Annotated in this window: 23 protein-coding genes; 13 read left to right on the plus strand and 10 right to left on the minus strand. The window is 57.0% G+C overall.

The genetic code is table 11. The annotated features are described in order from the left end of the window. The first annotated feature begins 118 nt into the window (after window positions 1-118). From MK208_RS05380 to MK208_RS05415, 8 genes are all read left to right on the plus strand, one after another. Window positions 119-724, plus strand: coding sequence for a 50S ribosomal protein L21 (locus tag MK208_RS05380; RefSeq protein ID WP_294114676.1), 606 nt, complete (start codon window positions 119-121; stop codon window positions 722-724). A gap of 22 nt (window positions 725-746) precedes the next feature. After that, window positions 747-1,016, plus strand: coding sequence for a 50S ribosomal protein L27 (gene rpmA, locus MK208_RS05385; RefSeq protein ID WP_209062735.1), 270 nt, complete (start codon window positions 747-749; stop codon window positions 1,014-1,016). Window positions 1,017-1,100: 84 nt separating this feature from the next. Next, window positions 1,101-1,694 carry a LysE family translocator gene (locus MK208_RS05390; RefSeq protein ID WP_294114681.1) on the plus strand — a complete coding sequence of 198 codons (594 nt, stop codon included), beginning with the start codon at window positions 1,101-1,103 and terminating at the stop codon, window positions 1,692-1,694. A gap of 13 nt (window positions 1,695-1,707) precedes the next feature. Then, window positions 1,708-2,247 carry a GNAT family N-acetyltransferase gene (locus tag MK208_RS05395; RefSeq protein ID WP_294114683.1) on the plus strand — a complete coding sequence of 180 codons (540 nt, stop codon included), beginning with the start codon at window positions 1,708-1,710 and terminating at the stop codon, window positions 2,245-2,247. Between the two features lie 4 nt (window positions 2,248-2,251). Beyond that, a complete protein-coding gene (locus MK208_RS05400; RefSeq protein WP_294114685.1) occupies window positions 2,252-2,791 on the plus strand; it encodes a GNAT family N-acetyltransferase in 540 nt (179 codons plus the stop codon). A gap of 54 nt (window positions 2,792-2,845) precedes the next feature. Then, window positions 2,846-3,898: a GTPase ObgE gene (gene obgE, locus MK208_RS05405; RefSeq protein WP_294114686.1), complete on the plus strand. Its 1,053-nt coding sequence runs from the start codon at window positions 2,846-2,848 to the stop codon at window positions 3,896-3,898. Continuing rightward, window positions 3,886-4,992, plus strand: coding sequence for a glutamate 5-kinase (proB, locus tag MK208_RS05410; protein WP_294114687.1), 1,107 nt, complete (start codon window positions 3,886-3,888; stop codon window positions 4,990-4,992). Before obgE ends, proB begins: the two co-directional genes overlap by 13 nt. A gap of 66 nt (window positions 4,993-5,058) precedes the next feature. Further along, window positions 5,059-6,327 (plus strand): glutamate-5-semialdehyde dehydrogenase, encoded by a 1,269-nt coding sequence (locus MK208_RS05415; RefSeq protein WP_294114688.1) that lies wholly within the window; start codon window positions 5,059-5,061, stop codon window positions 6,325-6,327. Between the two features lie 71 nt (window positions 6,328-6,398). Here the strand turns inward: MK208_RS05415 and MK208_RS05420 are convergent, their stop codons facing one another. Then, entirely contained in the window at window positions 6,399-6,995 is a 597-nt protein-coding gene (locus MK208_RS05420) for a histidine phosphotransferase family protein (protein WP_294114692.1), read from the minus strand. 29 nt (window positions 6,996-7,024) lie between these two features. On the opposite strand from MK208_RS05420, the gene MK208_RS05425 reads away from it, so the two are divergent. From MK208_RS05425 to tsf, 5 genes are all read left to right on the plus strand, one after another. Then, on the plus strand, window positions 7,025-7,219 hold the full coding sequence (locus MK208_RS05425; RefSeq protein WP_294114694.1) for a DUF3553 domain-containing protein: 195 nt from the start codon (window positions 7,025-7,027) through the stop codon (window positions 7,217-7,219). A 122-nt stretch (window positions 7,220-7,341) separates the two neighbouring features. After that, a complete protein-coding gene (locus MK208_RS05430; RefSeq protein ID WP_294114697.1) occupies window positions 7,342-8,121 on the plus strand; it encodes a GNAT family N-acyltransferase in 780 nt (259 codons plus the stop codon). Beyond that, window positions 8,118-8,945: a lysophospholipid acyltransferase family protein gene (locus tag MK208_RS05435; RefSeq protein WP_294114699.1), complete on the plus strand. Its 828-nt coding sequence runs from the start codon at window positions 8,118-8,120 to the stop codon at window positions 8,943-8,945. The genes MK208_RS05430 and MK208_RS05435 overlap by 4 nt, the downstream gene beginning before the upstream one ends. Before the next feature lie 202 nt (window positions 8,946-9,147). After that, window positions 9,148-9,918: a 30S ribosomal protein S2 gene (gene rpsB, locus MK208_RS05440; protein ID WP_294114700.1), complete on the plus strand. Its 771-nt coding sequence runs from the start codon at window positions 9,148-9,150 to the stop codon at window positions 9,916-9,918. An 80-nt stretch (window positions 9,919-9,998) separates the two neighbouring features. Beyond that, entirely contained in the window at window positions 9,999-10,874 is an 876-nt protein-coding gene (tsf, locus tag MK208_RS05445) for a translation elongation factor Ts (protein ID WP_294114702.1), read from the plus strand. 133 nt (window positions 10,875-11,007) lie between these two features. On the opposite strand, the gene MK208_RS05450 is transcribed toward tsf, so the two are convergent. The 9 genes from MK208_RS05450 to MK208_RS05490 form a co-directional block, all read right to left on the minus strand. After that, window positions 11,008-11,550, minus strand: a complete 543-nt coding sequence (locus MK208_RS05450; RefSeq protein ID WP_294114704.1) for a hypothetical protein — start codon at window positions 11,548-11,550, stop codon at window positions 11,008-11,010. A gap of 322 nt (window positions 11,551-11,872) precedes the next feature. Beyond that, the gene (locus MK208_RS05455; RefSeq protein WP_294114706.1) at window positions 11,873-12,637 is read right to left on the minus strand and encodes a LuxR family transcriptional regulator; all 765 of its coding nucleotides are present in this window, start codon (window positions 12,635-12,637) and stop codon (window positions 11,873-11,875) included. 489 nt (window positions 12,638-13,126) lie between these two features. Further along, complete coding sequence (gene phoB, locus MK208_RS05460) at window positions 13,127-13,816, minus strand: phosphate regulon transcriptional regulator PhoB (protein ID WP_294114708.1); 690 nt, start codon at window positions 13,814-13,816, stop codon at window positions 13,127-13,129. A gap of 25 nt (window positions 13,817-13,841) precedes the next feature. Then, window positions 13,842-14,537 carry a phosphate signaling complex protein PhoU gene (gene phoU / locus MK208_RS05465; RefSeq protein ID WP_294114710.1) on the minus strand — a complete coding sequence of 232 codons (696 nt, stop codon included), beginning with the start codon at window positions 14,535-14,537 and terminating at the stop codon, window positions 13,842-13,844. 11 nt (window positions 14,538-14,548) lie between these two features. Further along, a complete protein-coding gene (pstB, locus tag MK208_RS05470) occupies window positions 14,549-15,346 on the minus strand; it encodes a phosphate ABC transporter ATP-binding protein PstB (RefSeq protein WP_294114712.1) in 798 nt (265 codons plus the stop codon). A 16-nt stretch (window positions 15,347-15,362) separates the two neighbouring features. Continuing rightward, the gene (pstA, locus tag MK208_RS05475; RefSeq protein ID WP_294114713.1) at window positions 15,363-16,712 is read right to left on the minus strand and encodes a phosphate ABC transporter permease PstA; all 1,350 of its coding nucleotides are present in this window, start codon (window positions 16,710-16,712) and stop codon (window positions 15,363-15,365) included. Further along, window positions 16,709-18,181 (minus strand): phosphate ABC transporter permease subunit PstC, encoded by a 1,473-nt coding sequence (gene pstC, locus MK208_RS05480; protein ID WP_294114715.1) that lies wholly within the window; start codon window positions 18,179-18,181, stop codon window positions 16,709-16,711. The genes pstA and pstC overlap by 4 nt, the downstream gene beginning before the upstream one ends. A gap of 68 nt (window positions 18,182-18,249) precedes the next feature. Further along, the gene (locus MK208_RS05485; RefSeq protein ID WP_294114717.1) at window positions 18,250-19,302 is read right to left on the minus strand and encodes a substrate-binding domain-containing protein; all 1,053 of its coding nucleotides are present in this window, start codon (window positions 19,300-19,302) and stop codon (window positions 18,250-18,252) included. Between the two features lie 141 nt (window positions 19,303-19,443). Continuing rightward, a complete protein-coding gene (locus MK208_RS05490) occupies window positions 19,444-20,520 on the minus strand; it encodes an ATP-binding protein (RefSeq protein WP_294114719.1) in 1,077 nt (358 codons plus the stop codon). Window positions 20,521-20,612 lie beyond the last annotated feature (92 nt).

A 20,612-nucleotide genomic window follows, 5' to 3' on the forward strand; every position in this document is an offset into this window, starting at 1 on the left:
TGATTTTATTGTAACACAGCCCCTAAAAGGGGCGCGCTGTTTGAGGTGGCATCTGCCAAAACGCCGGAGCTTACGGGCAAAGGGACCGAAGGACGCGACAAGATCGAAGGAATAGGACATGTTCGCAGTCCTGAAGACCGGCGGCAAACAGTATAAAGTACAGGCAGGCGACGTCCTGCGTGTCGAAAAACTGGCTGCAGACGCTGGCGAAAAGATTCAATTCAACGAAGTGCTGATGCTGGGGGGTGACTCCACCGTGGTTGGCGCACCTTTCGTTGAAGGCGCAGCCGTGCAGGCAGACGTGATCGACCAGATCAAAGGAGAAAAGCTGATCAAATTCGTGAAGCGTCGTCGTAAGCACAGCTCCAAGCGCACCGTGGGCCACCGTCAGAAACTGACACTGGTTCGCATCACCGACATTCTGGCCTCTGGCGCAGACAAATCCGGCGTAAAAGCCGCGATCGGTTCGGGTTCCGTTTCTGCGCCTGCAGAAGCCGCTCCAGCCAAGCCTGCGAAAACTGCTAAGAAAGCCGAAGCACCTGCCGCAGACGCAGCTGCAGACGATCTGACCGCCATCAACGGTGTTGGTCCGGCCGCTGCCAAAAAGCTGGTAGAAGCAGGCATCTCCACCTATGCTGCTCTGGCAGCGGTGGACGCAGAGACTTTCGAAGGCACCAAAGTGAAGCCTGAGTGGGTTGAACAAGCCAAAGAACTGGCGAAGTAAGAGACTATAGGAGACTAACGATATGGCACATAAAAAAGCTGGTGGTAGTTCCCGTAACGGTCGCGACTCCGCAGGTCGCCGTCTTGGCGTGAAGAAATACGGTGGCGAGAACGTCATCCCAGGCAACATCATCGTGCGTCAGCGCGGCACCAAGATGTGGCCGGGCGAAGGCGTTGGCATGGGCAAAGATCACACCATCTTTGCAACCGTCGACGGCAACGTGAAATTCCACAAAGGCCTCAAAGGCCGCACCTTTATTTCGGTTCTCCCGGTGGCGGAGGCCGCTGAATAAGCCGAACCCGTAAAGGTTATGAGACATACAGGGGGCCGGCTGACAAAGCCGGCCCTTTTTCTTTTTTGAGTTTTGAGATCCGACATGAGCGTCGCTGTGATCAGTTTTAGCGTTTTTGCCGCAAGTCAGGTGGGTACACCTGGACCTGCGAATATGGCGCTATTGGCCACCGGCGCGCGGTTTGGCTTTAAGGCAGCGCTGCCCTTTGTGGTTGGCGTGGCTTTGGGCAAACAGCTGATCATCTGGCCGATCGGGTTTGGTCTGATGGAACTGGCCGAGGCGGTGCCGGAAGTCTTTGCAGCGCTTAAGTGGATCAGCGCCGCGTACATTTGCTGGCTCGCCTGGAAAGTCGCCAATTTGCGGCTGTCCCCAGACAGTGGCGAGAGTGAACAGCCGCCCGGTTTTGCTGCCGGTCTGCTGGTGCACCCGCTCAATCCCAAAGCCTGGGCCATGATCGTGGCGGGTTTCACAAATTTTGTCACACCCGCGACACCTGCCTTGCAAGCGACAGCGACCATCGCCATCTGCCTATTGGCGGCACAGGTGGTTTTTCATCCGATCTGGACCTACGCCGGAGACCGGATCGCCCGCACTGTGGCTGGCAAGCCCGCGGAAAAATATTTGATGCGCACTTTGGCTGCTTTGACAGTGGCTTCAGTGCTTTATGTGGTTCTTTGAGGAGGAGACCGCGATGAAATTGGACACCATCGTCAATCAGCCTGTTATTGAAGCAGAGCGTTTTGTTTTGCGCCCGCTGCGCCGGTCTGACCAGGGGCTGATCGAGATGCACACCGCGGATCGGGAGTTGGCGCGACTGACCGCGTCGATCCCGCACCCTTTGCCGCCGGGCTATATCGAAGCCTTTATCAACCGCGCGCAATCCGACGGACGTGTTCAGGACGTTTGGGCCTTTGACGGTAGTGCGGATGGCCAACCTGAAGTCATGGGCCTGATCGGTTTGACCCGCATTGATGAGGGGCAGGTCGAGATCGCCTATTGGATCGGCAAAGCCTTCCGCAACACTGGGTTGGCCTCAGAAGCGGTCCGAGCGATGATTGCGGCCAACCCGCTCAACAGCACAACGATCTTTGCCTCAGTGTTTCAGGACAACCCGGCCTCGGCCCGCGTGCTCACCAACTGCGGGTTCCAGTACCTTGGCGACGCCGAAAGCTTCTCTCTGGCGCGTGATGCGACTGTTCCAACCTGGACGTATAGTTTGAAACTGGATTGATGCGATGGACATCAAAACACAGCGGCTGGTTCTGCGCCAACTCTGCCCAGACGACGCTGGTTGGATTACAGAAGAAATCGCCAAGCCTGAGGTTCACCAATGGCTGACCTCGGTGCCTTGTCCTTTTCAGCGCGCACATGCCCGGGAGTTTATTGCGAGTTTTGCTGCTGAACCCGGCGCACGCATCATCGTTGAAAACGGTCGTCGGATCGGCCTGGTGTCAGTAAAACCAACCTCGCAATCCGCTGGGGAAAATGAAACTAGCCCGGAACTTGGATATTGGCTGGTGCAATCGGCTTGGGCGCGCGGGATTATGACAGAAGCTTCTAGCGCGCTAATTGATTGGTACTTCCAAAACTTCGACCAATCCGTAGGGTCTGGTTGGGTTGAGGGCAACGCAAGGTCAGAACAGGTTTTAAGTAAACTGGGCTTTATTCCGACGGGAGAAACGCGCCCTGAACCGTCACCCTTCAAAGGCGCTGACGTGCCGGTCGTGCGCGCAGAGCTAACCAAAGCGGCCTGGGCCGCCCGACATCATCCTTGAGAACCTCGCAATTCCCCGTTATTCGGCTGGAAACGCAAACCGAAAGTGACCTCTATGAAATTCTTAGACCTTGCCAAAGTCTACATCCGTTCCGGCGGCGGCGGCGGGGGCTGTGTGTCCTTCCGGCGCGAGAAATACATCGAATACGGTGGCCCTGATGGCGGGGACGGCGGCAATGGCGGCTATGTCTGGGCTGAAGCGGTTGAAGGGCTCAATACCCTGATCGACTTCCGCTATCAGCAGCACTTCTTTGCCAAAAACGGTCAACCCGGCATGGGCAACCAGCGGACCGGCAAAACCGGGGATGACATCATCCTGCGCGTACCAGTAGGCACCGAAATCCTCGACGAAGACCAGGAAACCGTGATTGCCGACCTGACCGAAGTGGGGCAGCGCGTGTTGCTGGCAAAAGGCGGCAACGGTGGCTTTGGCAATCTGCACTTCAAGTCATCTACCAACCAGGCGCCACGCCGCGCCAACCCGGGTCAGCCGGGGGTGGAGCGCACCATTTGGCTGCGACTGAAGCTGATCGCAGACGTGGGCCTGCTTGGCCTGCCAAACGCAGGCAAATCCACGTTCCTGGCGGCCACCTCAAATGCACGACCCAAGATTGCGGATTATCCCTTCACCACTTTGCACCCCAACCTGGGTGTCGTGGGTGTGGATGGCGTTGAATTTGTGGTTGCCGACATTCCCGGCCTGATCGAAGGGGCCAGCGAGGGCAGGGGCCTTGGCGATCTGTTCCTTGGCCACGTCGAGCGTTGCGCCGTGCTTTTGCATCTGGTGGACGGTACCTCCGGCACGCTTTTCGAAGACTACAAAACCATCGTGCAGGAAATCACCAACTACGCCGACATTCTTGCGGACAAACCCCGGGTGACGGTGCTCAACAAGATCGACAGCCTGGACGCGGAAGAGCGGGAATTCCTCAAGGAAGAACTCGAGGCCGTGGCTGGTGGCGAGGTGATGCTCATGTCCGGTGCCAGCCATGAAGGCACCACAGAGGTTCTGCGGGCTTTGCGGGCGCAGATCGACGATGACCGCTTGCGCCAGAAGATTGAAGAGGCTGAAGAAGCCGAGGAGGAAGAGGCGCCGTGGCAACCCTAAGCACTGCAAAACGGGTTGTGATCAAAATCGGGTCGGCACTGCTGGTTGACCGGACTTCTGGACTATTGAAAGATGCGTGGCTGAAGGCCTTGGCCGAAGATGTCGCCATGCTCAAGGCGCGTGGCACCGATGTGGTTCTGGTGTCGTCCGGCTCCATCGCCTTGGGCCGCGGCGCGCTCAAACTGCCCAACGCGGATCTGTCTCTGGATCAATCCCAAGCCGCCGCCGCCGTGGGTCAAATCCGCCTTGCCCGCGCTTACGAAGAAGCGCTTGCGCCTTATGAGATAACCACCGCGCAGGTTCTGGTCACGTTGGAAGACAGCGCCAATCGCCGCCGATATCTCAACTCCCGCGCCACGCTGGACCAGCTCCTGACTTTGGGCGTTGTACCTATCGTGAATGAAAATGACACGGTGGCGACTGATGAAATCCGTTATGGAGACAACGATCGACTGGCTGCACAAATCGCACTGACCACCGGCGCAGATCACCTGATCCTGCTCTCGGATGTGGACGGGTTCTATTCCGACAACCCCATGACCAACCCCGACGCCAAGCGCTTTGAGGTGGTCGAGACAATCACGCCAGACATCGAAGACATGGCTGGCGAAGGCGTGTCTGGATTGTCCAAAGGCGGCATGATCACCAAGCTGATGGCGGCAAAAACCGCCACTGCGGGAGGTTGCGCCATGGCAATCACCGAAGGCTCTGCGCTGCGCCCCATTCAGGCACTCGAAGAGGGGGCCAATGCCACGTGGTTCCTCGCGCAAGGCACACCCCAACTGGCCCGCAAACGCTGGATCACCTCGATGAAGCCGCAAGGCACCCTTGTGGTGGACACTGGCGCAGCGAATGCTTTGACGTCCGGTAAGAGTCTCTTGCCCGCAGGTGTCACCACTGTGAATGGGGACTTCAGCCGCGGCGATCCAATTGAAATCCGCGATGCTTCCGGCCACCGTTTGGGGCAAGGGCTGGCTGCTTACTCTTCCCACGAGGCCGACAAAATCAAAGGCCGTCACAGCCGCGACATCGAGGCGCTTCTGGGATACCCAGGCCGCGCCGCGCTTATTCACAGGGACGACCTCGCCCTATAGGTTTCTTCTAACGACAAATATCCTCGCCGAAGGCGAATTTACCAACCCTAGCAAAGGACTGAGACGATGAAAGACATCGCAGACATCCCCGCCCTGATGGCCCAGATTGGCGAGAACGCCAAAGCGGCAAGCGCGGAGCTGGCCTTTGCCCCGCCGGAAACCAAACGCGCGGCGCTGGAAGCGGCGGCCGATGCCGTCTGGTCCCGCCGCAATGAGATCATCGAAGCCAATAAGAAAGACCTCGAATTCGGCCGCGACAAAGGCCTCTCGGATGCGATGATGGACCGTCTGATGCTGGACGAAGACCGTATCCAAGGCATCGTCACCGGTCTGCGGACAGTTGCGGCGCAAGATGATCCCGTTGGCGAAGTGCTGACCGAGTGGGACATGCCTTCGGGCCTCAACATCCGCCGCGTACGTACTCCGCTCGGTGTGGTTGGCGTGATTTATGAAAGCCGGCCAAACGTGACTGCCGACGCCGGCGCGCTCTGCCTGAAATCCGGCAACGCGGTGATCCTGCGCGGTGGCTCAGAGAGCTTCCACAGTTCCGGTGCCATCCACGCTTGCTTAGTCGACGGTCTCAAGTCTGTAGGACTGCCGGAAGAGTGCATCCAGCTTGTGCCCACCCGTGACCGTGCGGCTGTGCAGGAACTGCTGACCATGGTTGATACTGTGGATGTGATTGTGCCGCGCGGCGGCAAAGGCCTGGTGGGTCTGGTGCAGCGCGAAGCCCGCGTGCCAGTGTTTGCGCACCTCGAAGGCATTGTGCACATCTACATCGACAAAGATGCCGATCCGAAGAAGACCCTCGATGTGGTCCTCAATGCCAAAACCCGGCGCACTGGCATTTGCGGCGCAGCAGAGTGTCTTTTGATCCATCAGGACATTGTTGACGGCCTCGGCACCGAGGTGCTCACACTTCTGGCGAAAGCAGGCGTCATGCTGCATACGGACAGTGGTCTGCCAGTGGTCGAAGGCCGCACCACGCCCGCAACCGCGGACGATTGGGGTAAAGAATACCTCGACATGGATATCGCCGCCAAAGTGGTTTCGGATGTGGACGCGGCCATCGCGCACATCCGTCAATTTGGCTCCAACCACACCGACTGCATCCTGACCGAGAATGACGCCACCGCGTCGCGCTTCTTTGAGCGTCTGGATAGCGCCATCCTGATGCGCAACGCCTCCACGCAGTTTGCCGATGGCGGTGAGTTTGGCATGGGCGCGGAGATCGGGATTGCCACCGGCAAGATGCACGCCCGTGGCCCGGTGGGCGCAGCACAGCTGACAAGCTTTAAATATTTGGTGGAAGGCGACGGCTCGACCCGCGCTTAAGCGACAGGGAAATCAAAAAGAAAAGGGCGCCACCATCGGCGCCCTTTTTTGCTTTTTCTCCTGATGGCCGTTTAGAACGTCACTTCCAGACTCATGTCGGTGAGTTGCACCCCAAGGCTTCGGCCCAACAGCTTGGCCCCCTCTGGTAGCAGACCAAATTGAACCTGTGCTGGGACCAGATCGGCGGGCACCTCGCCCTTGCCAACCGGATCCCAAAGCGCCGTGTCCGCGCGCAGTTTTTCGCTTTCCGCCAAAAGCAACCACTTGTCGCCTTCTTTGGTCACGGTCACCGTGCCGCCAAAGGGCATCGAGGTGTCAAAACACATCAAGGTCAAAAACGCGAGGCGAAGTTCGGAGCGGGACACAGCACCCTCGACCTCCCAATAGGTGGACACGCGGGAGCTCGCAGCCAGGCCTTGAATGATCGACTGAATCTCGGCTTCGCCCACCATCTGCGCATCGCTTGGCTGTCCAAAGGCCACGCGGAACAAACGGATGCGGGCATTTGCGTTGCTCACGCTGTCAGAGATCATTTCCATTTCCGGGCCCTTGGCGTCGCCGGTTAACGCGATCAATTCCAAGCCGTTTCCAATCGCGCCAACGGGGCTGATCAGATCGTGGCAGATCCGCGACCCTACCAATGCTGCGAAATCCGTATTATGTGACATGCAACTTTCCTTTACTGCATGAGCGCCCGATGAGCGATCTTAACTCTGACCTCAACGCCTTCCTCGAACCTGGCATGTTGGTGACGCACCCAAATCAGCCCGAATGGGGCGTGGGGCAGGTTCAGTCCAACATTCGCGGCAAAATAACCGTGAACTTCCGAGAGGCTGGCAAAGTTGTAATCGATGGTACGCGTGTCCTGTTGATGCCAGCCACAGAGACGTAATTTGGTTAACAATTAGTGCACGAGTGGTGGAAATCGTCAACAGATCAGTTGCTTGGCAGGTGGTTGATTTCCGCCGATGTGCCCAATAAAACGCCTTCAAACAAAGAGGATACCGCCGCCTGATGAGCGCGCATACCCCGGATTTTAAGGTTAAGCTCGCTGAGACCGAGGCGGAGCTTCAAGCTGCACAGCGGCTGAGGTATCGTGTGTTTGTCGAGGAACTGGGCGGATCAGGCCCGCTGGTGGATCACGGGGCACGGCTGGAGAAAGACCAGTTTGATCCGTATTTTGACCACCTGATCCTGAAGGATCTGGCTCTCTCGGTGAACCCAATGGATCAGGTTGTCGGCGTATATCGTGTCCTGCGTGATGATGCAGCGGCTAACCTTGGCCGGTTTTACTCTGAGGATGAATATGACCTCAGCGTTTTGAAGTCTTCTGGCCGTAAGCTTCTGGAACTGGGGCGCTCCTGTCTGCATGGAGACTATCGTGGCGGGGCGGCCATGTTTCACCTCTGGAACGCGCTTGCTGGCTACGTGGCGGAACATGACATCGAAGTGCTGTTTGGCGTGGCGAGCTTTCATGGCACCGACGTGGCTGCCTTGGCGCAACCTTTATCGCTGCTGCACAACCGCCACCTTGCACCGGAGGACATCCGCCCCCGTGCCCAGGCGGATGTGTTCCAGGCCATGGACCTCGTACCTGAGGATCACATCGATCGCCGCGCGGCCATGTTGGCTGTGCCGCCGCTCATCAAAGCTTATCTGCGCCTGGGCGGTTTTGTGGGTGAGGGTGCCTACCTCGACCATGCCTTTAACACCACGGATGTTTGTCTCATTCTGGATACCGCCCGCATGAACGAGAAAAACCGCGCGCTTTATACCAAGGAGCGCAATCTGTGAGCGTTTGGGAAAGTGAAGAGGGCTATCCGGAGCCGTTGAAGCTGGGATTTTGCGGCGTTCTGCGCGCCATTCTGCGCGGACTTCCTTTGGCGCTCCTCGTGTTTGGGTGTCTGCTGCTTCTGCTGCTCCTTCGCCTGGTCGAAAAGCCTCTGTTTGGCCTACGTCGCCCCTGGACGCCCTTCATCACCCAGTTTGTTTGCCGAAACGCCTTCCGCTTAATGGGCATTCGCTTTGCCGTTCAAGGCACGCCGATCCGAGACCGTGGCGCTGTTGTGGCCAACCATTCCTCGTGGTTGGACATCTTTTCGTTAAACGCGGCGCAGCAGGTGTATTTCGTGTCCAAGGCCGAAGTGGCCAAGTGGCCCGGTATCGGCTGGTTGGCCAAAGCCACCGGCACTGTGTTCATCCGTCGTGACCGCCGCGAGGCCCGTGCGCAAAAACAGATCTTCGAAGACCGCCTTCTGGCTGGTCATCAGTTGCTGTTCTTCCCCGAGGGCACAAGCAGCGACAGCTTGCGGGTTTTACCATTTAAAACAACGCTCTTTGAAGCGTTCTTTGATCCGCGCTTAAAGGATTTTATGCTGATCCAACCGGTCACGGTGCACTATCAGGCGCCCAAAGGCGAAGAGGCGCGTTTCTATGGCTGGTGGGGTGATATGGACTTTGCGCCGCATCTTTTGTCCACCTTGGCCGCCCCACGTCAGGGGCGCATCGACGTGATTTATCACCCGCCTTTGAAGGTTGCAGATTACACCAACCGCAAGGCGCTGGCCAAATCGGCGGAGGACCAAATCCGCACAACGCTGAAAGAGCGCTTTGAATAATCGGTGTCGCCCTGCATTTAATGGGCGATACCCCCTTGCGCGCGGCCATTTCCTGCTGTAAACGCGCGCCATTCAAACCCGCAGGCGGGGTTTGGGTCGGGCAGGGGAGACATCCCTGCCAATCCGCCGGTTGGAGCTTCCTTATCTAAGGGCGCTCTCACTTCTCCCCGCCAAGGCGTAAACCGGAAAAGGAAATACAAGCATGGCTCTTCCTGAGTTCTCCATGCGCCAGCTGCTGGAAGCAGGCGTACACTTTGGTCACCAAACACAGCGCTGGAACCCGCGCATGGGCCCGTTCATCTACGGCTCCCGCAACGGCATCCACATCATGGACCTGACCCAGACCGTTCCTATGTTGGACCAGGCTCTGACAGCCGTACGTGACACTGTTGCAAAAGGCGGCCGCGTTCTCTTCGTTGGCACCAAGCGTCAGGCCGCAGCGCCTATCGCAGACGCTGCAGAGAAATCTGCACAGTACTTCATGAACCACCGCTGGCTCGGCGGCACACTGACCAACTGGAAAACCGTGTCCCAGTCCATCAACCGTCTGAAAGAGATCGACGAGAAACTGGCATCCGGCGCAGAAGGCCTGACCAAAAAAGAGCGTCTGGGCATCGAGCGGGACCAGGAGAAGCTGCAAGCGTCCCTCGGCGGTATCCGCGACATGGGCGGCGTTCCTGACCTGCTGTTCGTCATCGACGTGAAAAAAGAAGCACTGGCCATCGCCGAAGCCAACAAACTGGGTATCCCAGTTGTGGCTGTGGTTGACACCAACTGCTCCCCTGACGGCGTTGACTACATCATCCCAGGCAACGACGACGCATCCCGCGCGATCTCCCTGTACTGCGACCTCGCAGCACGTGCGGCGCTGGACGGCATGACCGCACAGCTGGGCGCCGCAGGCGTGGATCTGGGCGAGTTCGAAGCTCCGGTTGAAGAAGCCGTGGCCGAAGAAGCTGCCGCAGAAGCGTAAGCTTCCGCCGTTACACATTTGACATGGGGGCAGGGTACACCCGCCCCCACATTCCCAATTTCTGACGAGGAGAGCCAAAGATGGCGATCACAGCAGCAATGGTTAAAGAACTGCGCGAGATGACCGGCGCAGGCATGATGGACGCGAAAAAAGCGTTGACCGAAACCAACGGCGACCAGGAAGCAGCAATCGATTGGCTGCGCACCAAAGGTCTGGCGAAAGCGGCCAAAAAATCTGGCCGTACCGCAGCCGAAGGTCTGGTGGCCGTGAAGGTTGAAGGTGGCAATGGTGTTGCCGTTGAGGTGAACTCCGAAACCGACTTCGTTGGCAAAAACGCTGACTTCCAGTCCATGGTTGCCAACATCGCAGGCGCAGCCATCAACGTGTCCGACGTTGACGCGCTGAAAGCGGCTGATCTGGGCGGTAAGACCGTTGAAGAAACCGTGACCGACGCCGTTGCCACCATCGGTGAGAACATGTCCGTACGCCGCATGGCGACTGTCGAAGGCGACGTTGTGACCTCCTACGTGCACAACCCAGCAACCGACGGCATGGGCAAAATCGGTGTTCTCGTGGCGCTGAAAGGCGGCGACGAAGCATTTGGTAAGCAGGTTGCCATGCACATCGCAGCGGCCAACCCACAGGCTCTGGGCGAAGACGACCTGGACCCAGCGGTTGTTGAAAAAGAGAAAAACGTTCAGATCGAGATCGCACGTGAATCCGGCAAGCCGGAGCAGGTGATCGAGAAGATGATCGTGGGCCGCATGAAGAAATTCATGGCCGAAGTCACCCTGCTGGGCCAGAACTTCGTAATCAACCCAGATCTGACCGTTGCCGCCGCAGCGAAAGAAGCTGGCGCTGAAATCGTTGGTTACGTCCGCATGGAAGTGGGCGAAGGCATCGAGAAGAAAGAAGAAGACTTCGCAGCAGAAGTGGCCAAAGCCGCTCAGGGCTAAGCCCACCTGTACAAGTTTAGAGAGGGCCGCTCCAATTTGGGGCGGCCTTTTTTTGTGGGGAGGGGCATACGCTCACCCCGACGGTCGCAAAGGGTTGGGGAAGCGTCAGTACGACAAAGGTGTGTTCATATCTTTATCTTCTGGAGTTACGAACAGGGTGAGGGCTCTTACCACCTAAAAGTTCTGGATAGAAAACCGCACAACCACAACTTTCGAATGTAGACACAACTGGGTCTTGAAGCCGTGCGCCAAGGTCTTCCAGATTTGCAGTAAACTCGGCCCATGAATATACCAGAGCGGACATGTTCATTTCGACAAGCGCTGCTTCAATGGGGCCAGGGTCAGCTGCAAAATGTCCTTGAGAGTCCAATTCTATGTGGTCGCAAAATCGCTTATCTTTACCAAAGCAAGCCCCCCTATAGATGACGTTTATCGATCGGCCTGATTGGCAAAATTCCATTTTGAATCCGGCAGAGACCGTAGCGGTATGACCGTCCATGGTGGAGTGTCTTGACATGACCACGCCGTTGCCAAGGTCACGATGACCGGAGACGGAATAGTTGGCTGTGGCGCTGGGATCTCTCAGCATGTTGAGACGGTCAACGCAAGGCATTGCGAAAGTAAGCTGTGCCATAAAAGTCAACGCGAGCATTGCGGCAAATACTATGAAACTCATGGTCGTTACGCTTTCGTCAAATGCTAGGCGATTGGCAATTCGCCACAAAAAACGGCGTCACCAGGAGATGACGCCGTTCCTTTTCTCCGGCCTCCAAAACATGGGGATGGGGAGGCCACCGAAAAATGTCAGATCCTGGCCGAAATAAACCGATCGCCGACACCGGGTTGATTACCGGTCGACCTAGAGAGCTTCGATATTGCGAAGGTCAAAGTCGATATGTTCCAAAGGCCAAAGCCACCACTCACGGAACAATGTCATTTTGACATTCTGACATTTAACCAACAAGTCAGGATTACCATACTAGTGACGCTATTATGCGTCAGTTGTGCCCTTCAAGCAAGTAAATTTGCTTTAGGAAGGAGGCCTTCAGCAAAGCCTGGGCCGTGGTTTCCACATTCATCGCATCCCGAGCAAGACGCAAGTGTTTTTCTACCGTTGCTGGTGTGCGCCCAATCAGCAGCGCAATATCCTGAATGGTTTTGCCATCTCCAACCCATTCCAGAACCTCTCTTTGACGCTTGGTCAGCTCGCGTTCAGGGTTGGTGTAGGGTAGGGACTGGATCTTCAGATGTGCCACGTTGTTGATCAATGTGATTTCCCGGCCGCGTTTTTCCCAAAGCACATCAAGGGCTTCCTGGGTCACATCAGCCCGCGCGCCTAAAGAGATTGCGCCTTTGGTGCGCGAGGAAACGGTCGGAAAACTCACGGTATAGCCGGCCTCCAGCCCATAGGCCCGGTTAAACTCGAACACCTCGCGCTGCTTTTCGGTCAACTCGTCCGCGTCATAAGCTTCCCGAGCCCGGCGCCAGCTTTGGGCGCCGGTGTTCTCCAAAGTCCATTTCATCATCGGTCCGTTGAAGTACAAACCACCACCAATGAACTGATCGAGATAGTTGCGGTCATAAGTCGACAAAATGAAGAAGTCCGCAACATCGCCCAGCGACATGCCACTCCGGTAGTTGGTGTAGCCGTAAATGATCTTATCGAAGCCAAAGGTTTCTAGTTTAGCACAGTGTAAATCCCAAAGCGCTTCAAGGCTCGTTTGATTCATTACCTCTTCGATATAGTCGATCGTGTCGTTCATTTTGACCTTCTTTTACACATAACGCGGGGCTGCTCAGCCACGTGAGGCAGATCCGATACAGAACTTATTGTGGGGTTTTAACGCACAGCTCATCCCCATGAACTTGACTAAGACGTTAGTTAAACACGTGTGAGATGTCTATAGGTACGACCGTTGTCTTTTTCCGGTAGGTCCGTGGACTTAATGTGCGCGCTTTATGTGTGTTTTTCGGGATCGAGTATTTGGGGGGGGGATTTTCGGGGTTAGGCTAAGTTGTGCTTTGGCATATGTTCAAGCAAGGGTTTTGAGCGTTACGTCTGCGACCAAAGTTGCATCACGTCACAGCACTATAATTTACATAATACCTATTATGCGATTAAGCTATTTGAGCTTGAAGGACGCAAAATTTGTCTTAAGCGCCCTTCCTGAGCATGGTATTTCGTCTAAGTCGCGAACCTTGATAGATTAAATTTTTAGGTAGTTAGCGGTTTTACCTGATGCGCAGTTTGTCTAGCCCAACGCATATCCGGCGCCGCGGACCGTGCGCAGTGGATCCTCGCCGCCATGTACACACAGTGCTTTGCGCAAACGACCGATGTGCACATCAACCGTCCGGCTGTCGACATAGATGTCCCGGCCCCACACGCGGTCCAAAAGTTGCTCCCGGCTCCACACGCGCCCAGGCTTTTCCATGAAGGTCGCCAGCAAGCGGAATTCAGTTGGACCAAGCCGTAGCGCCTCCTCATTGCGGGTCACCCGATGGGTTTCCGCATCAAGGATAATGTCCTCATAAGTCAGCGTCTGCCCAACAGACGAAGGTCGCACACGCCGTAGCTGGTTACGTACCCGTGCCATTAACTCCATCACCGAGTACGGTTTCACCACATAGTCGTCCGCACCGGTTTCCAGTCCGCGGACGCGGTCCACCTCTTCAGAGCGCGCAGACAACATAATCACGGGGATGTTCTGCGTTTCCGAGCGTGTCTTCAGGCGTCGACAAATCTCAATGCCTGATGTGCCTGGCAGCATCCAGTCGAGCACAATGATGTCCGGCTGTACCTCTTGCACCATCAAGAGCGCGGTATCGCCATCGGCCGCGGCTTCCACGTCAAAACCTTCTGCCTGCAAGTTGTAGCTCAGCACCTCACGCTGCGCTGGTTCATCTTCAACGACGAGAACGGTGGGATGATCTTTTGCCATCTGCTTTATCCTCTAAAGGCTCCTGTTACGCGTCCAGCCGGGTGGCTTTGGGACGGGCTTCTTCCGGCATGCTGCCGGTCACCAGATAGATCACCTGCTCGGCAATCGCGGTCACGTGATCCCCCATGCGTTCGGTGTTTTTTGCCATAAAATGCAGGTGCATACAGGGTGTGATGTAGCGCGGATCTTCCATCATGAAGGTCAGGAATTCGCGGAACAAAGCGTTGTACATTTGGTCGACGCTCTCGTCGCGCTCGAGCACATCGCGCGCCAAATCCACGTCGCGCTGAATAAACGCATCCAGCACGTCTTTTAGCATCAGCTGCACCTCATGCGCCATGCGTTTCAGTGACCCATTGGCGCCCTCAACCTGCTCCATATGCACCAGAACAGAAGTCCGCTTGGCCATGTTTTTTGCATAGTCGCCGATGCGCTCCAAGTTGCCGGCAATCTTCATCACCGACAGCACTACACGCAAATCCACCGCCGCAGGCGCGCGCAGTGCGATCAGGTTGGCGCAGCGCTCGTTGATCAATTCTTCAAGCCCATCAATGGCTTTGTCAGCCGCCCTCACCTGCGCCGCGAGCTCTTCATCGCGGGTGGACATGGCGTTGGCGGCTTCGCCAATGGCAGCCTCCACAAGCCCGCCCATTTTCATCACATGGGCCTGAATGCCTTCCAGATCACGGTCAAAGGCGGACACAATATGTTGGTCGTTCATGGTCTCTCTCCTTAGCCGATCCGGCCAGTGATGTAGCTTTCTGTGCGCTCATCTTTGGGGTTGGTGAAAATCTGGGAGGTGTCGCCATATTCCACCAGATTGCCGAGGTGGAAGAAGGCTGTCTTCTGGCTCACACGTGCGGCCTGCTGCATGGAGTGGGTCACAATCACCACAGAATACTGATCACGCAGCTCGTCGATCAGTTCTTCGACCTGGGCTGTGGCAATCGGGTCCAGCGCCGAACATGGCTCATCCATCAACAGCACTTCCGGCTCGGTTGCCACGGCGCGGGCAATACACAGACGCTGTTGCTGACCACCGGACAGACCGGTGCCTGGCGCGTGTAACCGGTCTTTCACTTCGTTCCAGATCGCACCACGGCGCAGGGATTTCTCCACGATTTCATCCAATTCGGCTTTGTTCTTTGCCAAGCCATGGATGCGCGGACCGTAAGCGATGTTGTCATAGATTGACTTCGGAAATGGGTTTGGCTTCTGGAACACCATGCCCACTTTGGCGCGCAACTGCACCGGATCGACGCGTTTGTCGTAGATGTCTTCGCCGTCAATTTTGATGTCACCTTCAACGCGACATACATCAATTGTGTCGTTCATCCGGTTGATACAGCGCAAAAAAGTCGACTTGCCACACCCTGATGGACCAATGAAAGCGGTCACGGCTTTGGCATCAATATCCACGTTCACGTCTTTAATCGCGTGGGTGTCGCCATAATACACCTGCACATTGCGGGCGGAGATTTTGGTTTCGGTCTGGTTCACGTCGGTCCCCAGTTTTTCAGTGTCATACATGAGAGAGTTCCTTCGCTTACCAACGGCGTTCAAACCGGCGGCGCAGGAGTACTGCAAGAGTGTTCATAGAGATGAGGAAGATCAAGAGAATGATGATCCCGCCCCAAGCGCGTTCATAGAATGCCGGGTCTGCCCGCTTGGCCCATTCGTAGATCTGGGCGGGCATGGCCGAGTTTGGCGAGAGCAAACCTTCGCCCACAGTCTCCGGCATGTTGGAGGCGATGAAGCCAATCATCCCGATCAACAGCAGTGGCGCGGTTTCGCCCAAGGCTTGCGCCAAACCAATGATCGTGCCGGTCAGGATGCCCGGCGCCGCCAGTGGCAGCACGTGGTGGAACACTGCCTGCATTTTGGAGGCCCCTACCCCCAGCGCCGCATCGCGGATGCTTGGCGGTACCGCTTTCAGTGCTGCCCGGGTCGAGATGATGATGGTCGGCAAGGTCATCAGCGTCAGTACCAGTCCGCCGACCAGCGGCGCGGATTGCGGCAGGTGCATATAGTTGATGAAAACTGCCAGACCCAGAATACCAAACACGATGGACGGCACAGCTGCGAGGTTGGAGATGTTCACCTCGATGATGTCGGTGATCCAGTTCTTAGGCGCAAACTCCTCAAGATAGATCGACGCCGCCACACCAATTGGCAACGCCAGCACCAGCACCACCAGCATCATGAAGAAGCTGCCCACCATAGCTACGCCAATACCTGCGGCCTCTGGGCGCTGGTCAGACGCGTCAGCACCAATGATGAAGTCGATGTTGAAGGTTTTCTTCAATGCGCCAACTTCGATCAGCTGATCCACAAGGTCGAGCTGTGCCGGCGTGATGTTCTTGTCGTTGGCAATACTGTCCCGTGTCACCCGGCCTTTCATGTAGCCGTCCACGCGGCTGTTGGCGAGGAAGCGGAACTCGATGGTCTGACCAATCTTGTCCGGATTGGCGATCACATAGTTGCGCAGCTGGCTCGCGGCGGATTTGGACAGGATCTTCGTCATGTCTTTGGACTTGAGATCGGTCTCAATACCATTGGCCTCCACTGTTTTTTCAAAGGCGGATTTGATCAATGGTGCGTAGCCGAAGGTGGTGACCTTCTTGATCTTTTCCAGATCACGTTCGCCAGACTTGTCCAGCTTGCTTTCCAGCAGCTCGACTTCCATGGACACAAAGGTTTGCGTAAACGCACCAGTGCCTTTGGACAGGATGGTGTAGAGCAGCGTCACCAGCATCAACAGGCCAATGCCAATCGCAATCATGCCGTAGAGCTTGAAGCGGCCTTCGGCGGCATTGCGACGCTTGGTGCGTGCATCCAGTGTGTGCAGCGAGCCTTGGGGCGCAACGGCGCCTGTGTTTTGCGTCGCGTCGGTCATTCGTATTGCTCCCGATATTTGCGCACGATGTAGAGCGCCAGCACATTGAGGCCGAGGGTCAGAACAAAGAGGGTCAGGCCAAGGGCAAAGGCCACCAGCGTTTCTGGGCTGGCGAAGTCACCATCCCCGGTTAGCTGGCTGACGATCCGGGTGGTGATAGTGGTCATGCTTTCAAACGGGTTGAGGCTGAACTTGGCAATCGCCCCTGCCCCCATCACCACAATCATGGTTTCGCCAATCGCGCGGGAGGCCGCCAACAGGATCGCGCCAACGATGCCTGGTAGGGCCGCCGGGATCACCACCTGGCGGATGGTTTCGCTCGACGTGGCGCCGAGGCCAAGGGAGCCATCGCGCATCGCCTGAGGCACCGCGTTGATGATGTCATCAGACAGCGAACTCACAAAGGGGATCAGCATGATGCCCATGACCACGCCCGCGGTTAGCACAGAGGTCGCACCTGACATCCAGTCCACGCCCAAGGAGCCGGACTGACCAAACAGGTTCACCAACATTGGCCCCACGGTCAGCAGCGCAAACAGACCATATACAATGGTTGGGATGCCGGCGAGGATCTCCAGAAGTGGCTTGGCAAAGGCACGGGTCTTGGGGCCAGCATATTCGGACAGATAAATCGCCGCAAACAAGCCGATCGGCACCGCCACCAAAAGCGCAATGAAAGAGATATAGAGTGTGCCCCACAGCAGCGGCAGGATCGACAGCTCACTGTCTCCGCGGAAGTTTGGCGCCCAGGTGGTGCCAAAGAAGAAGTCACGCCAGTTGTGCAGACCAAAGAAGTTGATGGTCTCAAACAACATCGACAGCACAATGCCCACGGTGGTCAGGATCGCCAACGAGGCCGCCGCCATAAGCAAGGCCAGAACCGCGCGTTCCACCACGTTCCGCGCACGATAGTCGGGATTGGTTTTGCTGAAGGAAATGCCAAAGCCAATCACGGCCAGCGCCAGAACGATCAGGGTGCGCATTGTGTTGCCGGTCACGGCGGCGCTGCGATAGGACTTCGCCGCTGCCAAAACCTCGGGACGCACATCTTGGCCTAAGGCCACGCCCAACTCACCTAAACGCGCCCGCACATCCACAACGGTGGCGTCCATGGCGTCGACTTCAGCCAAGCTCATCGCTCCCCCTGCAATCGCGGTGTTCAGCCCGTCCGCCACGCGGCGCACATCCGACATCACCAGGTTCAGGTTGGAGCCTTCCGGGATCATTTCCGGTGCAATCATGCCAGACACAGACCGCTCAATCAGCGTCGGCTGCGCCAACAACCACACCAGCAACACCGCCAGCGCAGGCACCGCCACGCTCAGCGCGACATTGGTGCCGTAGTAGATCGGCAAGCTGTGCAGAGCGCGGACATCGCCCCCCGCCAATTTCAAAACACGTATCCGTCCAATAAAATACCCCGCCGCGGCGAGGGCGAGGACCAATAGGACAAGCCAGGAAAGTGGCATCTGTGGGCGCCTTTGTTCAGGAAAAACTGAGCGGCACGAACCGTCGCGCCGCCCGATCTAGGGAGTGATTACATGTTGGAGCCGAGCACGGCTTCATCTGCAACAGCGTTCTGGGTGTCGGCCAGCTCTGGGTCGGACACCAGACCATACTCGGCCAGAGGACCGTCTTCGCCCGCGATCTCGTCCGCGATGAAGAACTCAGCGTATTCTTTCAGGCCGGGGATCACGCCGATGTGCGCTTTCTTCACGTAGAAGTACAGCGGACGGGACACTGGGTACTCACCGGTTGCGATGCTCTCGGTGGATGGCACGATGCCGGACATGGTCGCAACCTGCAGCTTGTCTGTGTTGTTCTCATAGAACGCCAGACCAAAGACGCCGATGCCGTCTTTGTTGCTTTCGATGCGTGCCAGGGTCTCGGTGTAGTCGCCGTCGATGTCCACAGACACACCGTCGGTGCGCAGGGAGATACAGGCTTTTTCAGCCGCTTTGTGCTTGGCTTTGTCGGTGTCACCTTCGGCCGCTGCCAGCAGCACATCAAACGCGCCAGTGGCTTCACAGCCTGCCAGGATCACGTTGTCTTCAAACACTTCACGGGTGCCGTGCTTGGTGCCCGGGATGAAGGCTTGCAGCGCTTGTGCCGGGAAGTTCGCGTTCACGTCGGCCCAGGTTTTGTTTGGGTTGGCAACCATCTGACCGTCCACGAGGATTTCGTTGGACAGCGCCAGGAACCAGTCGCTTGGGGTGTATTCAAAACCGTTGCCGTTGATGTCGGAGGCAAACACGATGCCATCATAGCCGATGCGTACTTCGATGATGTCGGTCACACCGGCTTCGGCACAGGCTTTGATCTCTTTGTCTTTGATCTTGCGGGAGGCGTTCGCCACGTCGATGGTGTTTTCGCCAACACCTTCACAGAAACGCTTCAAACCAGCAGAAGATCCACCGGATTCAACAACCGGGGTTGGGAAGTCAAAATTTTCACCAAAAGCTTCCGCAACAATGGATGCGTAAGGCAAAACGGTGGAAGAACCGGCGACCTGTACTTGGTCACGCGCGGCGGCAGAAGTGGCGGCAACGGCCGCGATGGCCAGAGCAGAGGCAGTCAGTTTGACGGACATAAGTGTAACTCCATTTGATCCAGACTGTTCGTCGACAGTCTCGAGCGACGATCTAAAGTGCCTGGTCAAAGCTTTTGTGACGCGTATGTAACAGCCGTGTGACAAATCGCGTTTTTTGTGACGCCCAAGTAAAAAGATGTCCTAGGCGGCAGGGAGTACCACACTGAAAACACTGCCTTTTCCTAAAGTGCTCTCAATCTTCAATCGGCCGCGATGGCGGTTAATGATATGTTTTACAATTGCGAGTCCCAGCCCCGTGCCGCCCATTTCCCGAGATCTGTGAGAATCGATTCTGTAAAACCGCTCGGTCAGGCGCGCGATGTGAATGCTGTCGATGCCGGGACCGTTGTCTTTCACCGAGACCATCCATCCGTCGCCGCGTAAGCCAGCTTGCGATTGCACTTGCGTGAGGCTGACCGCCACCTGCGTGCCCTGCCCGCCATATTTTAGCGCGTTCTCCACCAGATTGGTGATGACCTGCAAGAGCTGGTCCGGATCGCCCGGCACCACAACGGGGGAATCTGCATCCTGGTAAGTCACGGCGCTCTGGTTGCTCTCCGCCAGCGGCGACAGGTTGCGGATCACTGCGCGGAGGATCTGGTCCAGATCGACTGGATCGGTGGGCCGCATGCGTGACACCTCTTCCACACGGCTTAAAGACAGCAAGTCTCCGACCAATCGGTTCATCCGGCTGGCCTCTTCAGACATGATGCCCAAGAAGCGCTCCGTCGCGGCGCTGTCGCCCCGCGCAGGTCCCTGCAGAGTTTCCACGAACCCTAGGATGGCCGTCAGCGGTGTACGCAGCTCATGGCTGACATTGGCAACGAAATCCCGGCGCATCTGATCAAGCTGCTGGACCTCAGTGACATCCTGAAAACAGATCATCACCCCTTTGGTGCGCATGCTCGGCGCGACCAGTCTCCCACCAGAAGCTGCCACCAAATCCACCGGTGACACGTTGACGTCAAAACGGTGCTCCTGCGGCCCATCGTTATGCGCGTAAATCGCCCGATGGCTTCTGCCATCTTTCAAACAGGCATCCACGGCGCTATTTAGACTGGGCTGGCGGAACACCAAAATCAGCGGCCGGTCATCATCCGCATGGGGGTTGAGCTTCACCGCCGCCTCGTTGCCAGCCAGTATGCGGGCCTCCGCGTCAACCAGCACCGCCGGCAGCGGCACAGCCTCTAGGTAGCTCTTGTAAAAATCATGCGGCATGGCCCCGCTCCCGTCCGTTCCGTCTTGCGCTGCCCGGCAAGGGGCACATCAACCCCACGGCTCAAACCGTTTTACTGTAACAGTTTTATGAC

Source organism: Shimia sp. (assembly GCF_022448905.1).
GTDB lineage: Bacteria > Pseudomonadota > Alphaproteobacteria > Rhodobacterales > Rhodobacteraceae > Shimia.

Coding starts and splice junctions, on each gene's coding strand:
- MK208_RS05380 (WP_294114676.1), top strand. CDS start 119: ATGTTCGCAGTCCTGAAGACCGGCGGCAAACAGTATAAAGTACAGGCA.
- rpmA (WP_209062735.1), top strand. CDS start 747: ATGGCACATAAAAAAGCTGGTGGTAGTTCCCGTAACGGTCGCGACTCC.
- MK208_RS05390 (WP_294114681.1), top strand. CDS start 1,101: ATGAGCGTCGCTGTGATCAGTTTTAGCGTTTTTGCCGCAAGTCAGGTG.
- MK208_RS05395 (WP_294114683.1), top strand. CDS start 1,708: ATGAAATTGGACACCATCGTCAATCAGCCTGTTATTGAAGCAGAGCGT.
- MK208_RS05400 (WP_294114685.1), top strand. CDS start 2,252: ATGGACATCAAAACACAGCGGCTGGTTCTGCGCCAACTCTGCCCAGAC.
- obgE (WP_294114686.1), top strand. CDS start 2,846: ATGAAATTCTTAGACCTTGCCAAAGTCTACATCCGTTCCGGCGGCGGC.
- MK208_RS05415 (WP_294114688.1), top strand. CDS start 5,059: ATGAAAGACATCGCAGACATCCCCGCCCTGATGGCCCAGATTGGCGAG.
- MK208_RS05420 (WP_294114692.1), bottom strand. CDS start 6,995: ATGTCACATAATACGGATTTCGCAGCATTGGTAGGGTCGCGGATCTGC.
- MK208_RS05425 (WP_294114694.1), top strand. CDS start 7,025: ATGAGCGATCTTAACTCTGACCTCAACGCCTTCCTCGAACCTGGCATG.
- MK208_RS05430 (WP_294114697.1), top strand. CDS start 7,342: ATGAGCGCGCATACCCCGGATTTTAAGGTTAAGCTCGCTGAGACCGAG.
- rpsB (WP_294114700.1), top strand. CDS start 9,148: ATGGCTCTTCCTGAGTTCTCCATGCGCCAGCTGCTGGAAGCAGGCGTA.
- tsf (WP_294114702.1), top strand. CDS start 9,999: ATGGCGATCACAGCAGCAATGGTTAAAGAACTGCGCGAGATGACCGGC.
- MK208_RS05450 (WP_294114704.1), bottom strand. CDS start 11,550: ATGAGTTTCATAGTATTTGCCGCAATGCTCGCGTTGACTTTTATGGCA.
- MK208_RS05455 (WP_294114706.1), bottom strand. CDS start 12,637: ATGAACGACACGATCGACTATATCGAAGAGGTAATGAATCAAACGAGC.
- phoB (WP_294114708.1), bottom strand. CDS start 13,816: ATGGCAAAAGATCATCCCACCGTTCTCGTCGTTGAAGATGAACCAGCG.
- phoU (WP_294114710.1), bottom strand. CDS start 14,537: ATGAACGACCAACATATTGTGTCCGCCTTTGACCGTGATCTGGAAGGC.
- pstB (WP_294114712.1), bottom strand. CDS start 15,346: ATGTATGACACTGAAAAACTGGGGACCGACGTGAACCAGACCGAAACC.
- pstA (WP_294114713.1), bottom strand. CDS start 16,712: ATGACCGACGCGACGCAAAACACAGGCGCCGTTGCGCCCCAAGGCTCG.
- pstC (WP_294114715.1), bottom strand. CDS start 18,181: ATGCCACTTTCCTGGCTTGTCCTATTGGTCCTCGCCCTCGCCGCGGCG.
- MK208_RS05485 (WP_294114717.1), bottom strand. CDS start 19,302: ATGTCCGTCAAACTGACTGCCTCTGCTCTGGCCATCGCGGCCGTTGCC.
- MK208_RS05490 (WP_294114719.1), bottom strand. CDS start 20,520: ATGCCGCATGATTTTTACAAGAGCTACCTAGAGGCTGTGCCGCTGCCG.